Origin of the sequence: uncultured Parasphingopyxis sp. (assembly GCF_937129435.1) — a bacterium.
GTDB lineage: Bacteria > Pseudomonadota > Alphaproteobacteria > Sphingomonadales > Sphingomonadaceae > Parasphingopyxis.
Window position 1 is genome coordinate 1 of sequence record NZ_CAKZNF010000024.1, and the last position, 24763, is coordinate 24763.

The following is a 24763-nucleotide window of genomic DNA, read 5'->3' on the forward strand; positions in this document are numbered from 1 at the left end:
TGGTACCAGGAATGCCACCGCGTCTTCCGCGAGGAAGAAGGGCGCGATCCCTATGATTTGATGGGACGGACCGCGGCTGCTGCGTGAATCCTCCCCCCACGGGGGAGGGGGACCATGCTCTGCATGGTGGAGGGGCAACCGCCGAAAGCGACATCTTATGCGGCCTGTGCCCCTCCACCACCTTCGGTGGTTCCCCTCCCCGTGCCGGGGAGGATTTCAGCGCTCCATCAATTCGGCGAAGAAGCTCTCATTTGCGGCGCGCAGGTCATCGAGCGAAATTCCCCGCATGGAGGAAAAGCCAATGAAATCGCCACCCGTAAAGCCGAGCAAAGTGACCGGTATGCGAGCAATGAACGCCGTCTGCTGGAGATTGTAGAAATCCCTTGTGGTAACGACATACCGACCCTGGTCTTCCGAAAACCAGTGGCGAGGATCATATCCATGGAAGGGCGCAGCCGTAAGCTGGGCGCCGATATTTCCTGACAGAGCCATTTCCGCGATGGCGACCAACAAGCCACCGTCGGATACGTCATGGACTGACGTCAGCAAGCCAGAACCGATCAACGAGCGAACGAACTCGCCGTGCTCTGCTTCCTGATACAAATCGACTGAGGGGGGCGGGCCGTCCTCGCGTCCATGTATTTCCCGCAACCAAAGCGATTGTCCGAGATCGCCGTAGGTTTCGCCGATCGCAAAAATGCCTTCCCCCTCCGCCTTGAACGCCACCGTCGCCATTGTCTCGATATCGTCGAGCAGGCCGATCGCGCCGATGGCGGGCGTTGGCAGGACGGGTGTCGCCTTGCCGTCGGCGCCCGTCGTTTCGTTGTAGAGCGAAACGTTGCCGCTGACGATCGGCATGTCGAGCGCGGCGCAGGCTTCGGCCATGCCTTCGATACAACCGACGAACTGACCCATGATCTCGGGCTTTTCGGGGTTGCCGAAATTCATGCAGTCGGTGGTCGCGAGCGGCTTGGCGCCGACGGCGGAAAGGTTGCGATAGGCTTCGGCGATCGCCTGCTTGCCGCCCTCGACCGGATCGGCCTTGCAATAACGCGGCGTGCAGTCGGTGGTGATGGCAAGGCCCTTGTTCGTGCCGTGGACGCGCACGACCGCCGCGTCGCCGCCGGGGCGCTGCACGGTGTCGGCCATGACCATATGGTCATATTGCTCCCAGACCCATTTGCGCGAGGCGAGATCGGGCGATGCCATGAGCTTGAGCAGGTCGGCGCCGATATCGTCGCTCTCCGGGATGTCGGTCAGCGGTTCGGGCTTCGGCGTCGGGACGTGCGGGCGATCGTAATTGGGTGCATCGGCGGCGAGCGGCCCGAGCGGGATGTCGCAGACGGTTTCGCCCTGCCAAGTCAGCACCATATGGCGGGTGTCGGTGACTTCGCCGATGACTGCGAAATCGAGCTCCCACTTCTCGAAGATCGCGCGCGCCATGTCCTCGCGGCCCGGCTTCAGCACCATCAGCATGCGTTCCTGAGATTCGCTCAGCATCATCTCATAGGGCGTCATGCCCTCTTCGCGGCACGGCACGGCGTCCATATTGAGGACGATGCCGACTTCGCCATTGGTCGCCATCTCGACGCTGGAGCTGGTGAGGCCCGCCGCGCCCATATCCTGGATCGCGACGATCGCGTCGGAGGCCATCAGCTCGAGGCAGGCCTCGATCAGCAGTTTTTCGGTGAAAGGATCGCCGACCTGGACGGTGGGACGTTTCTCTTCCGAATCCTCGCCGAACTCCGCGCTCGCCATCGTCGCACCGTGGATGCCGTCGCGCCCGGTCTTCGAACCGACATAGACGATCGGATTGCCGACGCCGCTGGCGGCCGAATAGAAGATCTTGTCGGTATCGGCGATGCCGACCGTCATCGCGTTGACGAGAATGTTGGTGTCATAGGCCGAGTGGAAATTGACCTCGCCGCCGACCGTGGGGACGCCGACGCAATTGCCGTATCCCCCGATCCCGCGCACGACGCCCGAAACGAGGTGCCGCGTCTTGGGATGGTCGGGCCGGCCGAAGCGCAGCGCGTTCATGTTGGCGACCGGTCGCGCGCCCATCGTGAAGACGTCGCGCAAAATGCCGCCCACACCCGTCGCCGCGCCCTGATAGGGCTCGATGTACGAGGGGTGGTTATGGCTCTCCATCTTGAAGATCGCCGCCTGTCCATCGCCGATATCGACGACCCCGGCGTTCTCGCCCGGTCCGCAAATCACCTGCGGCCCCGTCGTCGGCAGTTTCTTCAGGTGCCGGCGCGAGCTTTTGTACGAACAATGCTCTGACCACATGACCGAGAAGATGCCGAGCTCGACGAGATTGGGCTCGCGTCCCAGCGCCGCGAGGATGCGGTCATATTCTTGCGCGTTGAGGCCGTGTTCGGCAACGATTTCGGGCGTGATGTCGGACATGGCCTGCGCCTTAGCGGCGGCGCGCCGATCCCGCTAGAGCGAAGCGCCGCGAAGCTGTCAGAAGTTATCGCACGCGGACAGTGGACGATACGCGATTGAGGTCTTCCGTGGTCGTCTGCAACGCCAGAAGCTGGTTGATCAGCGACACGACCGACAAGGTCGTGCCGGTGTCGGCAGCATGGGTTCCGCCATGTTCGGGGATGAAATAGCGTGTCCCGCGATAGCCGACATCGACGGCGGCGCGGCCGCCGCCTTCCGACAGGCTGAAAAAGCGCGCCAATTGCTGGCGGACCGGGTCGCCCGCAGGGCGGGATCGCTGCTCGCGCAGGACTTCGCCGATATAGTAGATGACACCTTCGGTGGAACGGAAGACGACGCGAAGACGCGCGCCTTCGTTCGAGGATTCGGCGCTCTGCGCGACATTGGACTGGGCCTGGCAATGGTTCGCCAGGTCGCGCCGCTGCTCCTCGCTGAGCGCTTCCGGCAGGGCAACCTCGACCCCCTGGCGATCGCGCATGGCAATCGAGACATGTTCCCTGGTCGATTCGGCGATGGATTCGCGCCGCCCGTCCCGGCCGTTCCAGCCATGGGCGACGTCGAACTCGGCGCTGCGATCGGCGGCAAGGAATCCGGCAAGGTCGCTGCCCGCCAGCACGATGTCGTACCGTTCGCCGCTGCTGACGCTTTCGCGCATCTGGAGGAACCGGAAGAAATCGAAATCCCAGACGCCGTCATAATTTTCGGGGTCGTTCTCGATCACGAAAATCGGTGTTCGGGATTGCGAGGCTGCCGCGCTGCCCGCGGCGGGCAGGCACTCGATTCGCTCGATGAAGAGCGGCGCCAGCATGGAGCTGTTCCACCCTTGCGACAGGAGGAGGAGCATCGTGTCCTCGCGGATCGGAGACAGCGCGCCGCGGACGAATTCCTCAGTGTTGAGCGGGATGACGGTGAAGGAGGGATCGCTGGTGGCGCTGACGCCGATCGACCCGCCATAGGTGCGCGCCAGATCGATGCCATCGTCGCCGGTGATCGCGAATTCCGACCCCGCCCCGGCATTGGTGCTGAGCTCGATCGATCCGTTGATCTCCGAAACGCTCGAATAATAGATCGGCTCGCGATGCTGCGCTCGCAGGATATTGAGCAGGATCATCTGGTTGCGCGTATCGGCGATGGCCCGGTTATAATCGGTCGCGAAGTTCGTGATCGGCGTACGCAGCGATGTTGTGCACGCGGCAAGGCCGAGTGCGCAAGCTGCGGCCATCGTCGCCTTCGGCAAGGAAAGAGCCATCTGAATTCCCCCTTTTCAGATGAGATTGTGAATTCTGAAGAAGTTATGCCGGCCATCGGGCGATGGCAATATCGTCCGCCCCAGCCGGGGCGGAACGAAAAAGGGCCGGCACGCCATCGGCGGACCGGCCCTCGATTACGGGTTGGCTATGCCGATCAGGCGCTGCAGCTCTGTCCGTTATAGGTGATGGTATCGCCGGTCCCAACGAGCGTCTGGCCTTCGCCGGAGAAGGTGATCGGACCTCCCGTTTCGGCGGGAGCTTCCGCTTCCGCGTCGCCCTCGGCATCGGTTTCGGCCGCCGCTTCGTTCTGCAGGATCGTCTGCGGTTCGGCACGGTCGCCGCGAACGCCGACCTGCGTGTCACCGGTGTAGAAGGTCACATAGACGACGCTGCCATCGTCGCAGCGATAGCTGTTCGAGGCGCGCTCCATCGGGGGAAGATCGACAGGCTCGGCATCGGCAAGCTCTTCGGCCTGCGGATCAGCCATGTTGCCGACTTCGGTGGGTTCGCTCTCACCACAGGCGGCGAGAGAGGCGAGGGCGACAAGGGATGCCGCCGCGAGGGGGATCATTCGGTTTTTCATAGCGACGGGCTTTTCGCGAGTGCACAACGGGTCGTCAAGTGGAGAAATCGACGGAGTCTAAGGAAATTCGACGAATGCCATGCTGGGACGCAGCATTTGCCGATTGCTGGCTGTCTCGATCGCGCGGTGACGCAGGCGATGCGGGATGATAGCAGGCCGGCATGACTCACATTGCCAAAATCATGCTGTTGGGATCGGGCGAACTGGGGCGGGAATTCGTCATCTCGGCCAAAAGGCTCGGCGCTTATGTCGTCGCCTGCGATTCATATGCCCATGCGCCCGCGATGCAGGTCGCGGATGAGAGCGACGTCTTCTCGATGCTCGACGGGGACGCGTTGCGCGATGCCGTTGCGCGCCACGATCCGGACTTCATCGTGCCCGAGATCGAAGCGATCCGGACGGAGATCCTGGCCGAAGTCGAGGCAGAGGGCAGGGTGGTCGTCCCGTCGGCACGGGCGACGCAGATGACGATGAACCGCGATGCGATCCGCGACCTGGCGGCGAACGATCTCGGCGTGCGCACGTCGCGCTATCGCTATGCCGAGAATTTCGAGCAGGTTCGCGCCGGCGCCGAAGCGGTCGGGCTGCCGCTCGTGATCAAGCCGGTCATGTCGTCGAGCGGGAAGGGTCAGAGCACAGTGCGCGATGCGGACGAGCTCGAGGCCGCCTGGGATTATGCCGTCGCCAATATGCGCGGCGACCGCAAGCGCGTGATCGTCGAGCAGTTCATCGATTTCGAATACGAGATCACGCTACTGACCGTGCGGACGCGCGACGGCGTCATCTTCTGCCCGCCCATCGGCCATCGGCAGGAACGCGGCGACTATCAGGAAAGCTGGCAGCCCGCGCCGATGGATCCCGCGCATCTGGCCGAGGCGCAGGCCATGGCGCGCAAGGTCGTCGACGATCTGGGCGGCTATGGCCTGTTCGGCGTCGAGTTCTTCGTCGCGAAGGACGGCGTTATCTTTTCCGAGCTTTCGCCCCGGCCGCACGATACCGGAATGGTCACGCTGATTTCGCAGCATCTGAGCGAATTCGATCTGCATGCCCGCGCGATCCTCGGACTGCCCATCCCCGAGACCGAGATGAGCGCACCGGCTGCGGCATCGGCCGTGGTCCTCGCCGATCGCGACTCCGACTCGTTCCACTATGCCGGGCTGGCGAAGGCGCTCGCCGGAGAGCCGGACGCGTCCGATGCGCGCATCGATGTGCGGATCTTCGGCAAGCCCGTGACGCGGCCCTATCGGCGCATGGGCGTTGCGCTCGCGACCGGCCAGACACCCGACGCCGCGCGCAAATCTGCACGTGACGCCGCGAAGAAGGTTCGTATCCTCTACGATTGAGCGTGAAGCAGCCTCTAGGGGCGCCGTTGCGGCTCCGACGTCTCGCGATCGCCTTGCCTCGAATCGGTCGATGTTCCAGCCGGGCGCGATTGCGTGCGCGGCAGCCGGATATCGGGCAATCCGCGCTCGCGCAGCCGGTCGACCGCCGATTCGATCTGCTCGCGCGTCGGGAGGGGAACGCGTGTTCCGGGGTCGGGCGCTGTGCCGGGATCGGCCTGCGTGCCCGTTGCGCTCTCCGGGGGCGTGCTTGGCTCGCGCGGCGGGCGAGTCTCGGGCTCGGGCGGGCGGGTCGTCGCGCCGCCGTCTCGATCCGGCTGGACGATGGCGGGCGGCGGTTCGACGGGGCGGACATTCGGATTGACGACTCGCGGCCCGCCGGCAGAGCCGCCATTGCCGGGCTCTATCGGGTCGGGACCGCTCGGGCGGGGATCGGGCGGTTCGACGGTCTCGTCTTCCGGACCATCAATCGCCTCGATATCGGGTGGCGTTTCCACGACCTCGTCGGCGTCGTCCTGCCCGGCCGCCAGGGCATCGCGTTCCGCGATCAGCGCGTCGCGCTCGGCCTTCAGATCGGCAACGGCGAACACCGCCCATGCCGTCACGCCGATGGCGATCGCCGCCAGCAGCAATTGCAGCCAGAGCAGCCGGGTGCCGGTGCGAACGAAGCGCTCGAAACGATTGGCCATCGCTGTCATCCTCTCCGTGTCGCGGCGAGCGTGCGAACAAGTTTGAGGCCGATCATCATGCCACCCAGTAGTGCCGCGCCAAGCCCCGCCATCGCCGCGCCGCGATAGAGTTCGACGGACAGTGCGTCGCCGGCCAGCGCCACCGTCGCCAGCGCGAACAGGATCGCAACCAGCCCGAGCGCGAAGCCGATCACGACCGCCGGCCCCAGCCCCTGCATCTGTCCGCCCGGCACCGATGCGGCGCCAGGCGCTTCGGGCAACGATGCCGCGCCCGTCTTCTGCGCGACTTCGCGATCGAGCTCCGGCCAGGGCACGTCACCCGTCCCGCCGGGCCAGCGGCTGAAATCGATCATCTGGATCATGTTGAAGGGGAGCGGCATCCGGCTGCCATCGATCTTGAGCTGGACGAGCTTGCCGGTGTCGAGCGCCTCGGTCGCCTCGGCGCGGACCCAGAGCGATTCCTTGGCCTCGGCCGACCAGCAGACGACGACGCCGCTCGCCTCGGCGATCTCGGCCTCGATCACATTGGCATAGCGATCGCCGGCTTTGAGAAAATCGTCCCACCACAGCGAATAGCCGGTCGATTGCAGGCCGCCGGCGATCTGCGCGGCCCGATCCGCGTTCTTGCTTGCATAGGAAAGGAACAGCTGCGCCAATGATTTCCCCCTGCCGCGCTCATATCCTATCCACCCCGGCAAGTCATGTGAGCCGCGTCACAGATGGTCGGCGATCGCGGCCCAGCGCTCTTTCTTTTCCGCAAGCGGCATCGCGGCATAGGCGGGACTGGAAGAGGGGAGGTCGACCAGCCTGATATTACTCGCGCCATCGGCGAGAAGCTTGCGGCCTTTCATTCCGGCCTTGCGACCATTGAACGCGACGGCTCGCAGTTTCGGCAGGCTTGTCACCAATGCCGACAGATCATTGGGCGCAGCATCGCGGATCGCGCTGTCGAGGCTACCGGCGCGCGCCGCATGGGCGATCACATCCCACAGCCCGATCCGATGCCGGAGCAGGATCTGCAAGCGATCCGCATAGGGAAGCGGCCTGAGCGGCGTGCCGATGGCGGTTCCGACAAGTTCCCAGAACCGGTTTTGCGGATGGCCGTAATATTGGCCGCGCCGCAGCGATTCCTCGCCGGGCAGGCTGCCGAGGATCAGCATCCGGGTTTCGTCATCGGCGACCGGAGGGAAACAGGCCTTGCGCTCCATGGGTGGACGATGGGGCCGGACAAGGACGGGATCAAGCATCGCAAGACTGGAAACGGCCCCGCTCGCGCTTTGCGCCTGCCAAGCCAAGATTGCTTGCTCCGGCAAAGCGCGCTCGGCTAAGCTTCCGCCATGACCATCGTTCCCAATCCGCTCGCCCTCATCGGCAACACGCCGCTGGTCCGATTGGCCGGTCCTTCGGAAGAGGCCGGATGCGACATTCTCGGCAAATGCGAATTCGCCAATCCGGGCGGATCGGTGAAGGATCGGCCGGCGCTGTTCATCGTCGAAGAGGCCGAGGAGCAGGGGCTGCTCAAGCCCGGCGGCACGATCGTCGAGGGCACGGCGGGCAATACCGGTATCGGGCTGGCGCTCGTGGGCAACGCCAAGGGCTACAAGACGATCATCGTGATGCCCGACACACAGAGCCAGGAGAAGATGGATACGCTGCGCGCGCTCGGTGCCGAGTTGGTGCTCGTCCCCGCCGCGCCCTATTCCTCGCCCTGCCATTTCGTGCACCAGTCGCGCCGGATCGCCGAGGAGACCGAGAACGCGCTCTGGGCGAACCAGTTCGACAATATCGCCAACCGCCGTGCGCATATCAAAACCACGGCGAAGGAGATCTGGGAGCAGACGGGGGGCAAGGTCGATGGGTTCACCTGCGCGGTCGGCACCGGCGGGACGCTGGCCGGGGTCGGGCTCGGGCTCAAGGAATTGTCCGAAGATGTGACCATCGCGCTGACCGATCCGCATGGCGCGGCGCTGTATGAATATTACGCGCATGGCGAATTGAAGTCGGAAGGGTCTTCGGTGGCGGAGGGGATCGGCCAGGGGCGGATCACGGCGAACCTGGAAGGTGCGCCGATCGACGACCAGTTCCGCATATCGGACGAGGAAGGGCTCGCCTGGGTCCGCCGGCTCCTCAAGGACGAGGGGCTTTGCCTCGGTCTTTCATCGGGGATCAACGTCGCGGGCGCGGTCGCGCTGGGGCGCAAGCTGGGACCGGGCAAGACGGTCGTGACGATTCTGTGCGACAGCGGCTTTCGCTATCTTTCCACCCTTTTCAACGGCGACTGGTTGGCGCAAAAAGGGTTGACCGTTCCGCCATGGCTGGGACCGGAGGCTTGAATGAACGCCAGCCCGATCGAGACGCAACAGGACGTCCGGCACGAACGCCAGACGCGCATTCGCGTCGGCGCGACGGGGCTCGCCTTTATCGTCCTCGTCGTGCTGCTTGCCGCGACCTTTTCGGGAACGGCCAGCAACGAGCCTGAACTGACGCCCGAAGCGATGGCGGAAGACGCCGCCAGCGAGACCGCGGAGGCGGAAGTGCCGGCCGAACCGCAGGAGCCGCTCGCCGAAATCGGCGTCATGCCGACCACGACGCCCGAAGCCGAACCGGGCGGCCAGCAAGGCGGCGGCGAAGCGGCCCCGGACCCCGAGTGATTCGGCGGATGGCGCCGTGGCCATCCCACTTCATGGTTCCGGCTGCCTCGAGCGGGCAATTCAACGCAATTTTCCCTGACAAAAGGGCGATATCGTGCGCGGAAAATCCTCGTCGATCCGGCCATGAACAAAAAACGAACAACGGCAGTTTTCCACAGGTCCTTGATAGTATAGCCATCCATGGCGTGGTATGAAGTTCCTTAACTAACCCATAATTTCCCATTGCTTCCCCTAGGGAATCGCGATACCGAAACTGTTCTAAGTACGGGGCAGGGCTTTCCCCTTTTGTGTTTTTTAACGCCGGGCGGTGCGCGCTTCGGTGGACGGGAGAGCTCGCGCCGAGGGGAGCGTCGGCGTGGAAACACCGATTCCATTTTCGAGCTACGCGCTGAACGCGGTCGACAAGAAAGGCCGCGTATCGCTTCCTGCCGAGATGCGTTCGACCATCGAAGAGCGCGCCGGGCTGGCTGAAAAGCACGGCCTCCAGTCCAATCCCAATCTGCTGTTGATCCGGAAGGACCCGAGCGTTCCCTGCCTGCTCGGTGTCGATCAGACCGATCATTTCCGGATGGCGCAGCTGATGGAGCGGGCCGAAAGCGAAGCGTTCGTCCCGGGTTCGGACCCCTGGGCGCGCGGCAATGACGGCCGGTTCTTCGGTACCTTCGAGCGCACGCCGTTCGACAAGGCCGGCCGCATGGTGCTCAATGCCCGGCTGCGCGACCGGGTCGAGATCGGAGAGCACGCCTTCTTCCTCGGCACGCGCCGGGGTATCGAAATCTGGAACCCGAAGAACGCGCATTCGCAATATACGGCCGAAGGCGCGCTCGATGTCGTCGACATCATCGAATATCTGTGCGCCGAAAAGGAAATTGCGCTGTGAACGCCCCGGCGCACGATCCCCGGCACGACCCCGTTCTCCTCGCGGAGGTGATGGAAGCCCTGTCCATCTCCAAGGACGAACGCCATGTCGACGCGACGTTCGGCGCGGGCGGCTATAGCCGGGCGATGCGCGATCGCGGCGCGGTGGTCTATGCCTTCGATCGCGATCCGGATGCCATTGCCGAGGGCAAGGCGCTGGCCGAGGAGCAGGACGGACGGCTCATCCTGATCAATCGCCGATTCTCCGAACTGGCCGACGCGCTTGCCGAAGCGGGCGCAATCCCGGTCGACGGCGTGACGTTCGACATCGGCGTGTCATCGATGCAGCTCGATCGTGCCGAACGCGGTTTTTCATTCCAGGCTGACGGCCCGCTCGACATGCGGATGGGGCAGGATGGCGAAAGTGCCGCTGACTTCGTCAACGAAGCCGACGAAACCATGATTGCCGATATCATCTACGCTTATGGCGAGGAGCCGCGCTCGCGCCGCATTGCCCGCGCCATTGTCGCCGCGCGTCCGATCGAGACGACGGGCGAGCTCGCCGATGCCGTTCGCAAGGCGGTCGGCTATCGCAAAGGGGCGCCGAAGGATCCGGCGACGCGTACTTTCCAGGCGATCCGCATCCACCTCAACCGTGAGCTCGATGAATTGCGCGAAGGTCTCGATGCGGCCGAGCAGGTGCTCGCGCCGGGCGGGCGGATCGCCGTGGTCACTTTCCACAGCCTCGAAGACCGTATCGTCAAACGCTTCCTGCGCGAACGATCGGGTTCGACGCCCGGCGGTTCGCGGCATCTGCCCGATGCCGGCGATACCGCTCCCGTACCGACCTTTGCCAAACCGCCCAAGCCCGTTCGCCCCGGCAAGGACGAACTCGCCCGTAATCCGCGTGCTCGCTCGGCCACGCTGCGAAGCGCGACGCGCACCGCAGCCGCACCATGGCCCCAGCAAAGGAGTGTCCAGGCATGACCATCACCCGCAAATTCCGGTCCGTCACCTGGGCCGCCGCCGTCGCTTCGGCGGCGCTCACCTGCTATCTGATCTCCTATCGCGTCTCGGCCGAAAGGATCGCGCTCGAAGAAGTCGAGGCCGATATCGATGAGGCGCGCGGCGATATCGTCGCGCTGGCGACCGAATTCGAAACGCGCAGCCGGATGAGCCAGCTCGAACGCTGGAGCCGCCGCGATCTCGCGCTCGCCGCGCCCGATGCCGGACAATTCGTCGAGGGCAGCGTCGAACTGGCCTCGCTCTTCGGGCACCAGATGCCGGGCGGAAGCGATGTTCGCGCCGCCGCGGCGCGCGATACGCTGCGCGACGACCGGCGTGTCGACGAGGATGTGTTCGAAACCCCCGATCTCGATGCGCCGGCGCCCGAACGCGTCCATGCCGTCAGCTATACCGTGCCCGATCAAGGCGATGCCCGCGCGCGCCTCGCCCTGTTCGATGCGCGCGTCCAGCGCGAGATCGCCGCCGAGGCGGCTGCCGAGAATGCCGGGGAGACCGGCCCCGACTGATGCCAACCCCGCCCGCGCCTTCGACCGAAATTGCCCGATCCGGTCTGCGGCAGCAGATGATGGCGCTCGTCCAGCAGCGGCTGATGATGGTCATGCTGCTGCTGCTCTTCGGCGTGGTTGCTCTGACGGTGCGCATCGGCTGGCTGACGGCGACGGCCGGGATCAGCGCCAACGCCGCCGGCGCCGATGCGATGCTGCCCGCGCGCGCCGACATCACCGACCGCAACGGCGTGACGCTGGCGCGGACGATCGACGCCTGGTCGATCGCCGTCCACCCGGACCGGCTGCTCAACGATCCCGAAGTGCTCGCACCGCAGCTGGCCGAACTGATGCCCGAGCGGACCGAGGCGGAATATCTGGAAATCCTGCGTTCGGGCCGCAGCTTCGCCTATCTGGAGCGCCGCGCGCTTCCCGAGCTGGTGTCCGAGGTCAACGCGCTGGGCGAACCGGCAATGGAATTCCTGCGCGAGCCGGAACGGCTCTATCCGCAAACGAATCTGGCCGCGCATATCCTGGGCTGGGTCAACCTCGATGGCCATGGCGTCACCGGCATGGAACAGGTGCTCGAAGACCGGTTGATGGATCCCGCGCATCGCGGCGAGCCTGTGGCGCTGTCGATCGATGCGCGCGTGCAGGCTGCTGTGCAGGGCGAACTCGCCGCCTCGATGCAGCGGTTCGATGCGATCGGCGCTGCGGGGATCGTGCTCGATGTGCATACAGGCGAAATTCTCGCGCTGACCTCGCTCCCCAATTTCAATCCGAACGATCCTGACCGGACGAGCCACCGTGCGCGCTTCAACCAGGCGACGATGGGCTTTTACGAGCTGGGGTCGACGTTCAAGCCGATCACCGTGGCCGCTGCGATCGAAGCCGGGGTCGTGACCGACATCTCGCGCCGCTACAATGCCGAGGAGCCGTTGCAGGTCGGGCGCTACAGGATCAGCGACGATCATCCGCAACGCCGCTATCTCAACGTGCCCGAGACTCTCGTCCACAGCTCCAACATCGTTACCGCGCGTATTGCCGATGAAATGGGCGCCGAACGCATGCAGCATGTGTTCCGGCAACTGCATTTCGACGATCCGGTCGATATCGAGCTGCCGGTCAGCGGCCGTCCGATCTGGCCGGATTACTGGGCGCGGACGACGGTGATGACGGCGGGTTACGGTCATGGCATCGCGGTTTCGCCGCTGCACCTCGCCAACGCCTATGCGACGCTCGTCAATGGCGGCATCTACCGGCCGATCACACTCCTGCGCCGTTCCAGCGAAGAGGTGCCCGCAGGCGAACGCGTGTTCAGCGAGTCGACCAGCGACCAGATGCGCGGCCTGCTTCGGCTGATCGTCGAGGAAGGCACGGGCCGCAATGCGGATGCCGAGGGATATCGTGTCGGCGGCAAGACCGGGACGGCCGAGAAGGCGGCGGCCGGCGGCTATCGGGAGCACACACTCGTCTCGACCTTCGCTGCAGCCTTCCCGATGGACGACCCGCAATATGTCATCGTCATCATGCTCGACGAACCGCGCGGCGATGCCGGGACGGGCGGCGCGGCGACCGCCGGCTGGACGGCGGCGCCGACGGTCCGCAACATCGTCGAGCGGATCGGGCCGATGCTCGGCGTGATCCCGAGCGAGACGCGCGACATCGACACGGCGAACCTGCGCTCCATGCTCTGGCGCCCGCCATCGGAGCGTGAAGGATGAGGCTGGGTGCGTTGATCGGCGGCGAGGACGGCCCCGTAGTCACAGGTTTCGCGATCGATCATCGCAAGGTGGCGCCGGGCACGGTCTTCGGCGCCTTTCGCGGCGCAATGTTCAACGGCGAGGATTTCATCGCCGATGCGGTCAAATCGGGTGCGGTGGCGGTCGTCGCCCGGCCAGAAGCGGCGGTCGAGGGTGCCGCGCGCGTCGCGGATGAGGAGCCGCGCCGGGCTTTTGCGCAGCTAGCCGCCAAGTTCTTCGCGCCTTTTCCGGCGCATTGCGTTGCCGTCACCGGGACGAACGGCAAGACGTCGACGGTCGAACTGACGCGGCAGCTCTGGCGGATGGCGGGGCATCACGCGGCCTCGATCGGAACGCTGGGCGTCAAGACGGCGGACGAGGAAGTGAAGACGGGTCTGACCACGCCCGACATCGTCACCTTCCTCTCCACCTCCGCCGGTTTGCAGCGCGAGGGCGTAACGCACCTCGCCTTCGAAGCGTCGAGCCATGGCCTCTCGCAATATCGCACCGAGGGACTGCCCGTGCAGGCCGCCGCCTTCACCAATTTGTCGCGCGACCATCTCGATTATCACGGCACGATGGAGGCCTATCTCGATGCCAAGATGCGGCTCTTTGCCGAGGTACTCGACGATGACGGCGCGGCGGTTATCTGGGTCGATGACGAGGCGGGGCGCAAGGTTGTGGATCAGGTCCGGGAGCGGGGTCTCCGGGCGCTGACGGTGGGCGTGGGCGGCGAGACGATTCGCCTCGTTTCGCGCACGCCCACCAACCTTGGTCAGACGCTGGAGGTCGAGGCCGAAGGCGAAATGCGGACGATCGATCTGCCACTGATCGGCGCCTATCAGGCGAACAACGCGCTGGTCGCCGCGGGTCTTGTCTGGACGACGGACGGCGATCTCGCCGAAACGCTCCGCAATCTCTCTCGCGTCCAGCCGGTGCGGGGGCGATTGGAAAGGGCCGTCATCACCAAGACCGGCGCTCCGGTCTATGTCGATTACGCGCACACGCCCGATGCGCTCGAAGCGGCGATCGAAGCGCTGCGCTGGCACGCCAAGGGGCGGCTGATCACGGTGTTCGGCGCGGGCGGCGACCGCGACACCGGCAAGCGCCCGTTGATGGGCGAAGTGGCCGTGCGGCTGTCCGACCATGTCATCGTCACCGACGACAATCCGCGCAGCGAGGATCCGGCGGCGATCCGGGCGGAGATCATGGCCGGCGCGACCGGCGCGGTCGAAGTGGACGGACGGCGGGAAGCCATTGCCGCAGCCATCGCCGAAGCGGCGGCCGAAGACATCGTCCTCCTCGCCGGCAAGGGCCACGAACAAGGGCAAGAGATTGCCGGGCGCATGCACCCGTTCGACGATGTGACCGTGGCGCGGGAGTGCGCCTCGTGATCGCGCTTTGGACCTCGAGCGAAATCGCCCGCGCCGTGGGCGGCGAGGCGCATGGCGATTTCACCGTCAACGGCGTCGCCTTCGACAGCCGCGAGGTCGGCGAAGGCGATCTCTTCATTGCGTTGAAGGGCGAGGCCACCGACGGCCACAAATTCGTCGAGGGCGCCTATGCCAATGGCGCTGCCGGTGTGATCATATCGGAGGAGGTCGAGGGACCGCATATTCGCGTCGCCGACACGATGGATGCGCTGAACGCGCTCGGCGCGGCGTCGCGCGGGCGCACGGAAGCACGGATCGTCGGCGTGACCGGATCGGTCGGCAAGACCGGGACGAAGGAGGCGCTGTTCCAGTGCCTCGACCGGACGCTCCCCGGCGGTGCGCACCGGTCGGTCAAATCCTACAACAACCATACCGGCGTGCCGCTGAGCCTTGCCCGCATGCCGGCCTATTGCGACTATGGCGTGTTCGAGATGGGCATGAACCATGCCGGCGAACTGGCCGCGCTGACCCGACTCGTGCGCCCGCATGTCGCCATCGTCACCGCCATCGCGCCGGCGCACAGCGAATTCTTCGAAAGCGAGGCTGCCATCGCCGATGCCAAGGGCGAAATCTTCCAGGGGCTGGAGCCGGGCGGCACGGCGATTGTCCCGTTCGACAGCCCCCATCGCGACCGCCTGATCGCCGCTGCCGAACCACATGCCGGAACGATCTGGACCTTCGGTCTTGGCGAAGGTGCCGACATCCGCGCCCGCGAGGTCGCACGCGAGCGGACCGGGACGCTGGTGACGGCCGAGCTTCCGGGCGGCGAACTCACCTTCACCATCGGCCTCCCCGGCAATCATTGGGTATCGAACGCCCTCGCAATCCTCGGCGCGGTCGAGGCGGTCGGTGGCGATCTGGCGCAGGCGGGCCTTGCTCTAGCCGAAATGGCGGGACTGCCGGGACGCGGCGAGCGCCGCACGATTCCGCTTAACGGTGGCGAAGCGCTGCTGATCGACGAAAGCTACAACGCCAACCCCACTTCGATGCGTGCGACGCTGGCGACGCTCGCGCAGGAGGATGCCGGACGCCGCATCGCTGTGCTCGGCGCGATGAAGGAACTGGGGGAGCAGTCGGACGACTTCCATCTCGGCCTCGCCGAACCGATCCGCGAGGCGAAGGTCGACTATGCGGTGCTCGTGGGCGACGAGATGAAAGTGTTGGCGGGCGCCCTTCACAACTGGGTCGAATGCGTTCATGTGCCCGACGCCGCAGCGGCGCTCGAAAGCCTGGAGGGCCGGATCGGCCCCGGCGATGCCGTGCTGGTCAAGGGTAGCAACGCAATGGGGCTGGCCGCCGTCGTCGACGCGCTGGCCGCCGGGAAGATTACATGTTCGAACTGATCGCAGAGAGCCTCGATTTTGCCGGGCCGTTCAACCTGTTCCGTTATCTGACGTTCCGCGTCGGCGGCGCGACGGCGACGGCGCTGCTGATCGGCCTGCTGATCGGCCCGCGCTTCATCGGCTGGCTGCGGATCAAACAGGGCAAGGGCCAGCCGATTCGCGAGGACGGCCCGATCACGCACCTCAAAAAAGCCGGCACGCCGACCATGGGCGGGCTGATGATCCTCGCCTCGATGACGATCTCGCTATTGCTCTGGATGGATCTCGAAAATCCGATGGTCTGGGCCTGTCTCGCCGTCACGCTCGGTTTCGGCTTCATCGGCTTTCTCGACGATTTCGACAAGGTGACGAAGCGATCGCATCGCGGGCTTTCGGGCAAGGTGCGGCTGCTGGCCGAATTCGCGATCGCCGGGGTCGCCTGCTACATCATCCTGCGCAACACGGGCACCGATCTCTACCTCCCCTTCTTCAACGGGCCGGTCGGCGATATCGGCTATGTCTATTATCTCTTCGCGATGCTCGTCATCGTCGGCGCCGGCAATGCGGTGAACCTGACCGACGGCCTCGACGGCCTCGCCACCATGCCCGTCATCATCGCCTCGGTCGCCTTCATGATGATCGTCTATCTTGTCGGGCGTGAGGATTATGCCAGCTATCTCGGCATCCCCTATGTCGAAGGCGCGGGCGATCTCGCCGTGGTTTGCGCCGCCATCGTCGGCGCGGGTCTCGCCTTCCTGTGGTTCAATGCGCCGCCCGCGGCCGTCTTCATGGGCGACACCGGCAGTCTCGCGCTCGGAGGAGCGTTGGGTGCGATCGCCGTGACCGCGCATCACGAGGTCGTGCTCGGCATCATCGGCGGGCTGTTTGTGCTCGAGGCGCTCTCGGTCATCATCCAGGTGTTCTTCTACAAGCGGACCGGCCGCCGCGTCTTCAAGATGGCGCCGATCCACCACCATTTCGAACAGATGGGCTGGTCCGAACCGACCGTCGTCATCCGCTTCTGGATCATCTCCTTCATCCTGGCGCTGGCCGGGCTTTCGACGTTGAAGCTGCGGTGAAGACGGCGCGCGCCTTTGCCGGCAAACGCTATGTGGTGCTCGGCCTGGCGCGCACCGGCGTGTCGGTCGTCGACTATCTGTGGGATTCGAGCGCCAGCCTCGTCGCCTGGGACGATCGCGAGGAAGCCCGGGCACGGGTCGAGGGCAAGGCGCGGCTTGCCGATCCGATGGAGCTCGATCTCTCCAAGTTCGAAGCCATCATCGTCTCGCCGGGCGTGCCGCTCAACACGCACCCCCTCGCCGAAAAAGCCCGCGAGGCCGGGACGCCGCTGATCGGCGATATCGAGCTGTTCGCGCAGGCGCGGCCCGAACTGCCCGATCACAAGGTCGTCGGCATCACCGGCACCAATGGCAAGTCGACGACGACGGCGCTGATCCACCATATCTGCCAGACGGCGGGCGTGCCGTCTCTGATGGGCGGCAATATCGGCAACCCGATCCTCGCCGAGCGCGAACTGCCCGAGGGCGGCGTCTATGTGCTCGAACTGTCGAGCTTTCAGATCGACCTGACCTACAACCTCGATTGCGACGCGGCGATCCTGCTCAATATCACACCCGACCATCTCGATCGCTATGCCGATTTCGAGGCTTATGCCGCCTCCAAGGCTCGGCTGTTCGCGATGCAGGCGTCCGAGCATCCGGCGATCATCGCGGTCGACGATGCACCTTCGGCCGAGATTGCGGCCAGCCTGAACGCCGATCCCGATCCGGCGCTCTGGAAGAAGTTGCGCGGCCAGAAGCGAGCCATCGCAAAAGCCAAGGCCAAGGCGCGGGCGGCGAAGCGCAAGGTGATCAAATTCTCGGCCGGCGGTTGCATGGATCAATCGGCCTGGCCGGCGCTGCAGGGACCCCACAATGCACAGAACGCCATCGCCGCGATGACGGCGGCGCGCGAAATCGGAATTTCCGAAGACGCGATCGACGAAGGGCTTCGCACCTATCCCGGCCTGCCGCACCGCATGGAGCGGGTCGGCGATCGAAGCGGCGTTCTCTATATCAATGACAGCAAGGCGACCAATCCGGAATCGACGGCGCCTGCGCTTGCCGCCTATCCGCACGTCCACTGGATCGTCGGCGGGCGGCCCAAGGGCCCGGACCTGGATGCGTGTGCGCCCTATTTCGATCATGTGTGCGCCGCCTATACGATCGGCGAAGCCGCGCACATGTTCGAGGAACTGCTCAGGCCGCATATGGAAGTGCGCAACTGCTTCCAGCTGCGCAAGGCGGTCGAACTGGCTGCCGAAACGGCAAAGGACGGAGAGACCGTCCTGCTCTCGCCCGCCTGCGCCTCCTACGATCAATATGCCAGTTACGAGGAACGCGGCGACGAATTTCGCGGCATCGTGAGGGGGCTCGCATGAACATGGAACCGGTCACCGTCCGCCAGCGCCGCCAGTTCGGCGATTTCGTCGGCCGCTCGCAAAAAGGTCCGATCGGCGAATGGTTCTGGGAGATCGATCGCGTCCTGCTGCTGCTGGTCACGATCCTCATCTCGATAGGCCTGATCGCGATCGCCGCCGCCGCCCCGGCGGCCGCCGAACGCTATTCGGGCGCCGGCTTCCAATATGCCGAGCTTTATTATTTCTACCGCCAGCTGATGTGGCTGGGCGTCGCGATCCCGACGATGCTGGTCATCTCGACGATGCCCAAGGAATTGGCCAAGCGGTTCGCGCTGGGCGGGGCCGTGTGCTTCCTCGTGCTGCTGATCTTCGTGCCGTTCATCGGCAACGAGGTGAACGGCGCACAGCGCTGGCTCGGCTATGGCCTCGCGACCTTCCAGCCGTCGGAATTCCTCAAGCCGTTCTTCATCGTCGCCTGCGCCTGGCTGCTGTCGCTCCGGATCACGCAGGACCCCGGCCTCCCGGTTGTCGCGGCGACGGGGATACTGACGGGGATCATCGGATTGCTGCTGATGCGCCAGCCCGATTTCGGGCAGACGGTGATCTTCGGCGCGGTCTGGTTCGTGCTGCTGATGCTCTCGGGCGTGTCGGGCAAGCTGCTTGGTGCGCTGTTCGGCGGCGGGATCGGCGGGTTCGTCGCCGCCTATCTCTTCTATCCGGTGGCGACGACGCGCATCAACGCCTTCATCTATGGCGAGGGCGACACCTTCCAGACGGATAACGCGATGGGCACGCTGACCAATGGCGGCTTCTTCGGCACCGGTCCGGGCGACGGCGTGATGAAATACAACCTTCCCGAACCGCATACCGATTATATCTTCTCGGTAATCGGTGAGGAATTCGGGCTGATCGCGTGCCTTGCCGTGGCGCTGCTCTTCGCCGCAATCGTCGTGCGCGTGTTCGTCAAGCTGCTCAACGAAGAGAATGTCTTCTACCTGCTCGCCTCGGCCGGGCTGGCGACGCAGTTCGCGATGCAGGCGTCGATCAACATGGCGGTCAATCTGGGCATGGCGCCGTCCAAGGGCATGACGCTGCCCTTCATCTCCTATGGCGGGTCGTCGCTGATTGCGCTGTCGATCGGCTTCGGCCTGCTCCTCGCCTTCACCCGGCGTAATCCGCACATGAACGCGCGCGATCGGAGGATCGGATGAGCGGCGCACGGCATTTCGTTCTCGCCGCGGGCGGCACGGGCGGGCATATCATCCCCGCCTTCGCGCTTGCGACCGAGCTGAAGAAGCGCGGCCATCATGTCGCGCTGGTGACCGACGAACGCGGCGCGAAAATCCCCGGCGCGTTCGAGGGCGACGAGAAACACATCCTGCCCGCAGGCCGCGTGACGAAGAATCCGCTCAGCTGGCCCAAGGCGGCGAAGGCGATCTGGCAGGGCCGCGCGATGGCGCGCCGTCTGTACGAGAGCTTCAAGCCCGAAGCGGTGATCGGCTTCGGCGGCTATCCGGCGCTCCCCGCGCTGCTCGCGGCGATCAAGGATGACATTCCCTGCGGCGTGCACGAGCAGAACGCCGTGCTGGGCCGCGTCAACCGGCTGCTGGCGGGGCGGGTCGACGCGATTGCGACGGCTTACAAGCAGGTCGGGCGATTGGCCGAGGGGCATCGCGGCAAAGTCCATCTCGTCGGCAATCCCGTGCGCGGCGAGGTTCTCGATCTGCGGAGCAAGCCTTTCCCCGAACTGACCGAAGACGGCATCTTTCGCGTGCTCGTGACCGGCGGCAGCCAGGGTGCGAGCATCCTGTCGGACGTCGTGCCGGACGGGCTGGCGCTGCTCCCCGTATCCTTCCGCCGCCGGATGCAGGTCACCCAGCAATGCCGGGAAAGCGATATCGAAAACGTCCGTGCGCGCTATGCCGAGCTCGGCATTCCCGCCGACCTTGCCACCTATCTTCCCGACCTGCCCGAACGGCTGGGCTGGTCGCATATCGTGATCGCGCGCGCCGGCGCCTCGACGATCGCCGAACTGACGGTCGCCGGGCGCCCCGCGATCCTCGTGCCGCTCCCGATCGCCACCGACGATCATCAGACCGCGAATGCGCGCGAGATGGCGGCATCGGGCGGGGCGCGGGTGATCAAGCAGACGCAGTTCACGCCGAAGGAACTCGCCAAGCAGATGCAGAAGCTGGGCCTCGAACCCGAAGCGCTGATGAACGCCGCGGGACGCGCGCGCACCGCCGGCTATCCCGATGCGACGCGCGATCTGGCCGATCTCGTCGAGCGGCTCGGCAGCGGCCGGACCGGCGCCGATGTTCCCGTCGGCCGGGCGGAACCCGTGCGTGCGCGGATGGGACGGGCGACATGAAGGGGTTCGGCACCGATATCGGGACGATCCATTTCGTCGGCATCGGCGGCATCGGCATGTCGGGCATCGCGCGCGTCATGAAGAATCTCGGCTATAGTGTGCAGGGCTCCGATATTGCCGAGAACGCCAATGTCGTCGCGCTGCGCGAGCGCGGCATCACCGTTCATATCGGCCACGCGCCTGCCAATATCGACGGCGTGTCGGTCGTGGTCGTGTCGACCGCGATCCAGCGCGGCAATCCCGAGGTCGACGCGGCGCTCGACGCGCGTATCCCGGTCGTCCGGCGGGCCGAGATGCTGGCCGAGCTGATGAAGCTCAAGGCCACCGTTGCGATTGCCGGGACGCACGGCAAGACGACCACGACCTCGCTCGTCGCGGCGATGATGGACGCGGGCGGGTTCGATCCGACCGTCATCAATGGCGGTGTCATCAACGCCTATAAATCGAACGCACGGCTGGGTGAGGGCGACTGGATGGTCGTCGAGGCCGATGAGAGCGACGGCAGCTTCCTGAGGCTCGACGGGACGATCGCCGTCGTCACCAATATCGATCCCGAACATCTCGATCATTACGGTTCGTTCGACGCGGTGAAGGACGCCTTCATCGCCTTTGTCGAAAACGTGCCATTCTACGGCGCGGCCCTGCTCTGCCTCGACCATCCCGAAGTGCAGGCGATCATCCCGCGCGTGCGCGACCGGCGGATCGTGACCTATGGCTTTTCCGCCCAGGCCGATGTGCAGGGCGAAAATATCCGCCCCGAAAATGGCGGCAATGTCTTCGACGTCGTGCTGCGCGATCGCGATGGCGGCAAGCGACGGATCGACGGCGTGCACCTGCCGATGGCCGGCCGGCACAATGTGCAAAACGCGCTCGCCGCGATCGGCGTCGCGCTCGAACTTGGCATGGACGAAAGCGCCATTGCCAAGGGTTTTGCCAGCTTCTCCGGCGTCAACCGCCGCTTCACCAAGGTCGGCGAGGTCGCGGGCGCGCTGGTGATCGACGATTACGGGCATCATCCGGTCGAAATCCGTGCCGTGCTCGCCGCGGCGCGCGAACGCGCTTCAGGCCGCGTCCATGCCGTGATGCAGCCGCATCGCTATTCGCGATTGAACGACCTGATGGAAGATTTCGAAAGCGCCTTCAACGACGCCGATTCCGTCTATGTCACGCCCGTCTATGCGGCGGGCGAAGAGCCGATCGAGGGCATCGATTCCGAGGCGCTTGTCGCCGGGCTGAAGGAGCGCGGCCACCGGTCCGCCCGCACCATCGTCAACGACACCGAACTGGCGGCGGCCCTGGCCAAGGATATCGGCGAGGGCGATATCGTCATCTGCCTCGGCGCCGGCGACATCACCAAATGGGCAGCGACGCTGGCCGACAAGATCGCGGCGGTGCGCGGATGAGCGCGGCGCTGGCCGTCGAACAACTCCCCGCACTGGCGGGCGAGGCGAAGCCGGGCGGCAGCCTGGCCGACTTCATCTGGTTCCGCTGCGGCGGACCCGCCGAATGGCTGGTGCGCCCGCGCGATGTCGACGATCTCTCGCAATTTCTCGCCGCACTCGACCCCGAGGTTCCGGTGCTTCCCGTCGGCGTCGGCTCCAACCTGATCGTGCGCGACGGCGGCGTGCCCGGCGTCGTGATTCGGTTGCCGAAGAGCTTTTCACAGATTTCGGTCGAAGACGGCAGCCGCGTTCGCGCGGGCGGCGCAGCCATGGGGATCACCGTCGCCAGCAAGGCGCGCGATGCGGGGATTGCGGGGCTCGAATTCCTGCGCGGCATTCCCGGTACGACGGGCGGCGCGGTTCGGATGAACGCCGGCGCCTATGGCCGCGAGGCCATGGATATCCTCATCGAGGCAACGCTCGTGCTGCGCGACGGGACGATCGAGACCTGGCCGGTGGAGCGCTTCGGCTACACTTATCGCCACTCCGAAACGCCCGAGGGTGCGGTCGTCGTCGAGGCGCTGTTCGAAGGAACGCCCGGCGATCCCGCCGTGATTGCCGCCGAGATGGATCGCATCGCCGCCGAGCGCGAAGCCTCGCAGCCGCTGCGTTCGCGCACCGGCGGCTCGACGTTCAAGAACCCCGATGGCGACAAGGCCTGGCGGCTCGTCGACGAAGCCGGCTGCCGCGGGCTGACCATCGGCGGCGCGCAGGTGTCCGAAAAGCACACCAACTTCCTGCTCAACACCGGCGATGCGACGTCGGCCGATATCGAGGCGCTCGGCGAAGAGATCCGCCGCCGCGTGCGCGAGAGGAGCGGGGTCGAACTGCAATGGGAGATCCAGCGCGTGGGAGAGAGGGCATGACCGGCAAATTGCATATCGCCGTGCTCATGGGCGGCTGGTCGGCCGAACGCGAAGTGTCGCTGATGAGCGGCACAGGCGTTGCCGATGCGCTCGAAAGCCTCGGCCACAAGGTGTCGCGCGTCGATATGGATCGCACGGTCGCGGCGACGCTCGCGGCGCTCAAGCCCGATGTGGTGTTCAACGCCTTGCATGGTTCTCCCGGCGAGGACGGAACGGTGCAGGGAATGCTCGAAATCCTCGGCATCAAATATACCCATTCGGGCGTCACCGCCTCGGCCATCGCCATCGACAAGGAACTGACCAAGGCGATTCTGTGCCCGCACGGCATCCCCATGCCCGACGGCATGATCGTCGAGAGCGAGAGCCTCTACGCCGCCGATCCGATGCCGCGGCCCTACGTTCTCAAACCCGTCAACGAAGGCTCTTCGGTCGGCGTCGCCATCGTGACCGAGGACGGCAATTACGGATCGCCCATCGGCCGCGGCGTGACCGGCCCGTGGCAGGAATTCGACCGGTTGCTCGCAGAGCCCTTCATCAAGGGGCGCGAACTGACGACGGCGGTCGTCGGCGAGGAGGCGTTCGGCGTCACTGAGCTCATGCCGACGCGCGGCTTCTATGATTATGACGCCAAATATACCGAGGGGCTGACGCAGCATGTCTACCCCGCCGAGATTCCGGCGGACATTGCGGCCCGTTGCGAGCAGATCGCGATCGACGCGCACAATCTGCTCGGCTGCAAGGGCGCGACCCGCTCCGATTTTCGCTGGGACGAGGAGCGCGGCGCGGACGGCCTCTTCCTGCTCGAGGTCAACACACAACCGGGGATGACGCCGCTGAGCCTCGTCCCCGAACAGGCCAAGCACCGGGGTATGGATTACCCGGCGCTGGTCCAGCGTATCGTGGAGGAAGCGTTATGACGAGTGCCACCGTTCGCCGGGGATCGCAGCCGCGCCGACGCGCGCCGGCCAAAAAGACGACGCGAGCCAAGAAGAATGCGAGCTTCTCCGCACAGATGGCCGAGATCGTTCCGCTCAAGGAAGCGACGATCCGCCGCCTCGCCCATTGGGCGGTGATCTGCATGATCGCGCTGTTCCTGCTGATCGCGGCGATCTTCTTTCGCGTGCCGCAGATGATCGGCTGGCAGATCGGCGAGGGCGTGGGCAAGCTCGGCTTCACCGTCGAGCGCGTCGAGATCCAGGGCATCGACCGCATGGAGCGGCTACCCGTCTACGCCGTCGCGCTCGACCAGGAATCGATGGCGATGCCCAATGTCGATATCGACGAGATCCGCCGCCGCGTCGAAGCCTTTCCCTGGGTCGGCGAGGCGCGCGTCTCGCGCCGCCTGCCCGACACGCTGGTCGTAGCGATCACCGAGCGTGTCCCTTCGGCGATCTGGCAGCACAATCAGCAGCTCTTCCTCGTCGATACCGAGGGCGAAGTGCTCGAAGAGGTGCCGCTCGACGCGATGCCGGACCTGCCGTTGATCATCGGCCCCGGCGCCAACCGCCAGGTCGCCAATTTCGAAACGCTGATGGACCGCGCGCCCGCGCTCAAGCCGTTGCTCGAAGGTGCGACCTGGGTCGGCAACCGGCGCTGGGATCTGCGCTTCAGTTCGGGCGAGGTGCTGGCGCTGCCCGAGGGGCAGGAAGAGGCGGCGCGCGCTCTTGTGCGCTTTGCGCGGATGGACGGCGTGACCGGACTGCTCGGCGAAGGCGCGCAGCGGTTCGACATGCGCGTGCCCGAACGCTTCGTCGTCCGGGTGCCGCAGGAACAGGAAACGATCGCCGAACCGTCGGCGGAAACCAGCGAAGAAGAAACCTGACGGGGGAAGGGGG

23 protein-coding genes are annotated in these 24763 nt (G+C 65.5%); 17 read left to right on the forward strand and 6 right to left on the reverse strand.

Translation table 11 applies throughout. From position 1 onward, the window contains the following. Window positions 1-216: 216 nt before the first annotated feature. The 3 genes from purL to Q0139_RS04385 all read right to left on the reverse strand — a co-directional run bounded on the left by purL (window position 217) and on the right by Q0139_RS04385 (window position 4272). Window positions 217-2412: a phosphoribosylformylglycinamidine synthase subunit PurL gene (gene purL / locus Q0139_RS04375; RefSeq protein WP_298018032.1), complete on the reverse strand. Its 2196-nt coding sequence runs from the start codon at window positions 2410-2412 to the stop codon at window positions 217-219. Between the two features lie 64 nt (window positions 2413-2476). Continuing rightward, window positions 2477-3700 (reverse strand): hypothetical protein, encoded by a 1224-nt coding sequence (locus tag Q0139_RS04380; protein ID WP_298018036.1) that lies wholly within the window; start codon window positions 3698-3700, stop codon window positions 2477-2479. 155 nt (window positions 3701-3855) lie between these two features. Continuing rightward, a complete protein-coding gene (locus Q0139_RS04385; protein WP_298018039.1) occupies window positions 3856-4272 on the reverse strand; it encodes a hypothetical protein in 417 nt (138 codons plus the stop codon). A gap of 173 nt (window positions 4273-4445) precedes the next feature. On the opposite strand from Q0139_RS04385, the gene purT reads away from it, so the two are divergent. Continuing rightward, on the forward strand, window positions 4446-5627 hold the full coding sequence (purT, locus tag Q0139_RS04390; RefSeq protein WP_298018043.1) for a formate-dependent phosphoribosylglycinamide formyltransferase: 1182 nt from the start codon (window positions 4446-4448) through the stop codon (window positions 5625-5627). A 14-nt stretch (window positions 5628-5641) separates the two neighbouring features. Here purT and Q0139_RS04395 read toward each other — a convergent pair whose 3' ends face one another. The 3 genes from Q0139_RS04395 to Q0139_RS04405 are packed head-to-tail and all read right to left on the reverse strand — an operon-like array spanning window position 5642 to window position 7560. Beyond that, window positions 5642-6313 (reverse strand): hypothetical protein, encoded by a 672-nt coding sequence (locus Q0139_RS04395; protein WP_298018045.1) that lies wholly within the window; start codon window positions 6311-6313, stop codon window positions 5642-5644. A gap of 5 nt (window positions 6314-6318) precedes the next feature. Continuing rightward, window positions 6319-6969 carry a toll/interleukin-1 receptor domain-containing protein gene (locus Q0139_RS04400; RefSeq protein ID WP_298018047.1) on the reverse strand — a complete coding sequence of 217 codons (651 nt, stop codon included), beginning with the start codon at window positions 6967-6969 and terminating at the stop codon, window positions 6319-6321. Window positions 6970-7026: 57 nt separating this feature from the next. After that, the gene (locus Q0139_RS04405) at window positions 7027-7560 is read right to left on the reverse strand and encodes a DNA-deoxyinosine glycosylase (RefSeq protein ID WP_298018051.1); all 534 of its coding nucleotides are present in this window, start codon (window positions 7558-7560) and stop codon (window positions 7027-7029) included. A gap of 90 nt (window positions 7561-7650) precedes the next feature. Here Q0139_RS04405 and Q0139_RS04410 point away from each other — a divergent pair, with 90 nt between their 5' ends. The 16 genes from Q0139_RS04410 to Q0139_RS04485 all read left to right on the forward strand — a co-directional run bounded on the left by Q0139_RS04410 (window position 7651) and on the right by Q0139_RS04485 (window position 24750). After that, window positions 7651-8646 (forward strand): cysteine synthase A, encoded by a 996-nt coding sequence (locus tag Q0139_RS04410; protein ID WP_298018054.1) that lies wholly within the window; start codon window positions 7651-7653, stop codon window positions 8644-8646. Continuing rightward, window positions 8647-8964 (forward strand): hypothetical protein, encoded by a 318-nt coding sequence (locus Q0139_RS04415; RefSeq protein ID WP_298018057.1) that lies wholly within the window; start codon window positions 8647-8649, stop codon window positions 8962-8964. A 355-nt stretch (window positions 8965-9319) separates the two neighbouring features. Then, a complete protein-coding gene (locus tag Q0139_RS04420; RefSeq protein WP_298018061.1) occupies window positions 9320-9844 on the forward strand; it encodes a division/cell wall cluster transcriptional repressor MraZ in 525 nt (174 codons plus the stop codon). Then, window positions 9841-10809, forward strand: a complete 969-nt coding sequence (gene rsmH, locus Q0139_RS04425) for a 16S rRNA (cytosine(1402)-N(4))-methyltransferase RsmH (protein ID WP_298018065.1) — start codon at window positions 9841-9843, stop codon at window positions 10807-10809. Before Q0139_RS04420 ends, rsmH begins: the two co-directional genes overlap by 4 nt. Beyond that, on the forward strand, window positions 10806-11354 hold the full coding sequence (locus Q0139_RS04430) for a hypothetical protein (RefSeq protein WP_298018069.1): 549 nt from the start codon (window positions 10806-10808) through the stop codon (window positions 11352-11354). Before rsmH ends, Q0139_RS04430 begins: the two co-directional genes overlap by 4 nt. After that, entirely contained in the window at window positions 11354-13057 is a 1704-nt protein-coding gene (locus tag Q0139_RS04435) for a penicillin-binding protein 2 (RefSeq protein ID WP_298018071.1), read from the forward strand. The genes Q0139_RS04430 and Q0139_RS04435 overlap by 1 nt, the downstream gene beginning before the upstream one ends. Then, window positions 13054-14469 carry a UDP-N-acetylmuramoyl-L-alanyl-D-glutamate--2,6-diaminopimelate ligase gene (locus Q0139_RS04440; RefSeq protein WP_298018074.1) on the forward strand — a complete coding sequence of 472 codons (1416 nt, stop codon included), beginning with the start codon at window positions 13054-13056 and terminating at the stop codon, window positions 14467-14469. The genes Q0139_RS04435 and Q0139_RS04440 overlap by 4 nt, the downstream gene beginning before the upstream one ends. Then, entirely contained in the window at window positions 14466-15851 is a 1386-nt protein-coding gene (gene murF, locus Q0139_RS04445) for a UDP-N-acetylmuramoyl-tripeptide--D-alanyl-D-alanine ligase (protein ID WP_298018345.1), read from the forward strand. The genes Q0139_RS04440 and murF overlap by 4 nt, the downstream gene beginning before the upstream one ends. Then, complete coding sequence (gene mraY, locus Q0139_RS04450) at window positions 15839-16909, forward strand: phospho-N-acetylmuramoyl-pentapeptide-transferase (protein WP_298018076.1); 1071 nt, start codon at window positions 15839-15841, stop codon at window positions 16907-16909. Before murF ends, mraY begins: the two co-directional genes overlap by 13 nt. Next, entirely contained in the window at window positions 16906-18270 is a 1365-nt protein-coding gene (murD, locus tag Q0139_RS04455; RefSeq protein ID WP_298018080.1) for a UDP-N-acetylmuramoyl-L-alanine--D-glutamate ligase, read from the forward strand. Before mraY ends, murD begins: the two co-directional genes overlap by 4 nt. After that, a complete protein-coding gene (locus tag Q0139_RS04460) occupies window positions 18267-19460 on the forward strand; it encodes an FtsW/RodA/SpoVE family cell cycle protein (RefSeq protein ID WP_298018083.1) in 1194 nt (397 codons plus the stop codon). Before murD ends, Q0139_RS04460 begins: the two co-directional genes overlap by 4 nt. Beyond that, a complete protein-coding gene (gene murG, locus Q0139_RS04465; RefSeq protein WP_298018086.1) occupies window positions 19457-20620 on the forward strand; it encodes an undecaprenyldiphospho-muramoylpentapeptide beta-N-acetylglucosaminyltransferase in 1164 nt (387 codons plus the stop codon). The genes Q0139_RS04460 and murG overlap by 4 nt, the downstream gene beginning before the upstream one ends. Next, window positions 20617-22023: a UDP-N-acetylmuramate--L-alanine ligase gene (gene murC / locus Q0139_RS04470; RefSeq protein WP_298018090.1), complete on the forward strand. Its 1407-nt coding sequence runs from the start codon at window positions 20617-20619 to the stop codon at window positions 22021-22023. Before murG ends, murC begins: the two co-directional genes overlap by 4 nt. Next, window positions 22020-22928, forward strand: coding sequence for a UDP-N-acetylmuramate dehydrogenase (gene murB / locus Q0139_RS04475; protein ID WP_298018094.1), 909 nt, complete (start codon window positions 22020-22022; stop codon window positions 22926-22928). Before murC ends, murB begins: the two co-directional genes overlap by 4 nt. Then, a complete protein-coding gene (locus Q0139_RS04480) occupies window positions 22925-23845 on the forward strand; it encodes a D-alanine--D-alanine ligase (RefSeq protein WP_298018096.1) in 921 nt (306 codons plus the stop codon). The genes murB and Q0139_RS04480 overlap by 4 nt, the downstream gene beginning before the upstream one ends. After that, a complete protein-coding gene (locus Q0139_RS04485; protein WP_298018099.1) occupies window positions 23842-24750 on the forward strand; it encodes a cell division protein FtsQ/DivIB in 909 nt (302 codons plus the stop codon). The genes Q0139_RS04480 and Q0139_RS04485 overlap by 4 nt, the downstream gene beginning before the upstream one ends. Window positions 24751-24763 lie beyond the last annotated feature (13 nt).

Coding starts and splice junctions, on each gene's coding strand:
- murC (WP_298018090.1), top strand. CDS start 20,617: ATGAAGGGGTTCGGCACCGATATCGGGACGATCCATTTCGTCGGCATC.
- mraY (WP_298018076.1), top strand. CDS start 15,839: ATGTTCGAACTGATCGCAGAGAGCCTCGATTTTGCCGGGCCGTTCAAC.
- Q0139_RS04480 (WP_298018096.1), top strand. CDS start 22,925: ATGACCGGCAAATTGCATATCGCCGTGCTCATGGGCGGCTGGTCGGCC.
- Q0139_RS04415 (WP_298018057.1), top strand. CDS start 8,647: ATGAACGCCAGCCCGATCGAGACGCAACAGGACGTCCGGCACGAACGC.
- Q0139_RS04485 (WP_298018099.1), top strand. CDS start 23,842: ATGACGAGTGCCACCGTTCGCCGGGGATCGCAGCCGCGCCGACGCGCG.
- Q0139_RS04395 (WP_298018045.1), bottom strand. CDS start 6,313: ATGGCCAATCGTTTCGAGCGCTTCGTTCGCACCGGCACCCGGCTGCTC.
- murG (WP_298018086.1), top strand. CDS start 19,457: ATGAGCGGCGCACGGCATTTCGTTCTCGCCGCGGGCGGCACGGGCGGG.
- Q0139_RS04405 (WP_298018051.1), bottom strand. CDS start 7,560: ATGCTTGATCCCGTCCTTGTCCGGCCCCATCGTCCACCCATGGAGCGC.
- Q0139_RS04435 (WP_298018071.1), top strand. CDS start 11,354: ATGCCAACCCCGCCCGCGCCTTCGACCGAAATTGCCCGATCCGGTCTG.
- Q0139_RS04430 (WP_298018069.1), top strand. CDS start 10,806: ATGACCATCACCCGCAAATTCCGGTCCGTCACCTGGGCCGCCGCCGTC.
- Q0139_RS04410 (WP_298018054.1), top strand. CDS start 7,651: ATGACCATCGTTCCCAATCCGCTCGCCCTCATCGGCAACACGCCGCTG.
- Q0139_RS04380 (WP_298018036.1), bottom strand. CDS start 3,700: ATGGCTCTTTCCTTGCCGAAGGCGACGATGGCCGCAGCTTGCGCACTC.
- murB (WP_298018094.1), top strand. CDS start 22,020: ATGAGCGCGGCGCTGGCCGTCGAACAACTCCCCGCACTGGCGGGCGAG.
- Q0139_RS04385 (WP_298018039.1), bottom strand. CDS start 4,272: ATGATCCCCCTCGCGGCGGCATCCCTTGTCGCCCTCGCCTCTCTCGCC.
- purL (WP_298018032.1), bottom strand. CDS start 2,412: ATGTCCGACATCACGCCCGAAATCGTTGCCGAACACGGCCTCAACGCG.
- Q0139_RS04460 (WP_298018083.1), top strand. CDS start 18,267: ATGAACATGGAACCGGTCACCGTCCGCCAGCGCCGCCAGTTCGGCGAT.
- Q0139_RS04440 (WP_298018074.1), top strand. CDS start 13,054: ATGAGGCTGGGTGCGTTGATCGGCGGCGAGGACGGCCCCGTAGTCACA.
- purT (WP_298018043.1), top strand. CDS start 4,446: ATGACTCACATTGCCAAAATCATGCTGTTGGGATCGGGCGAACTGGGG.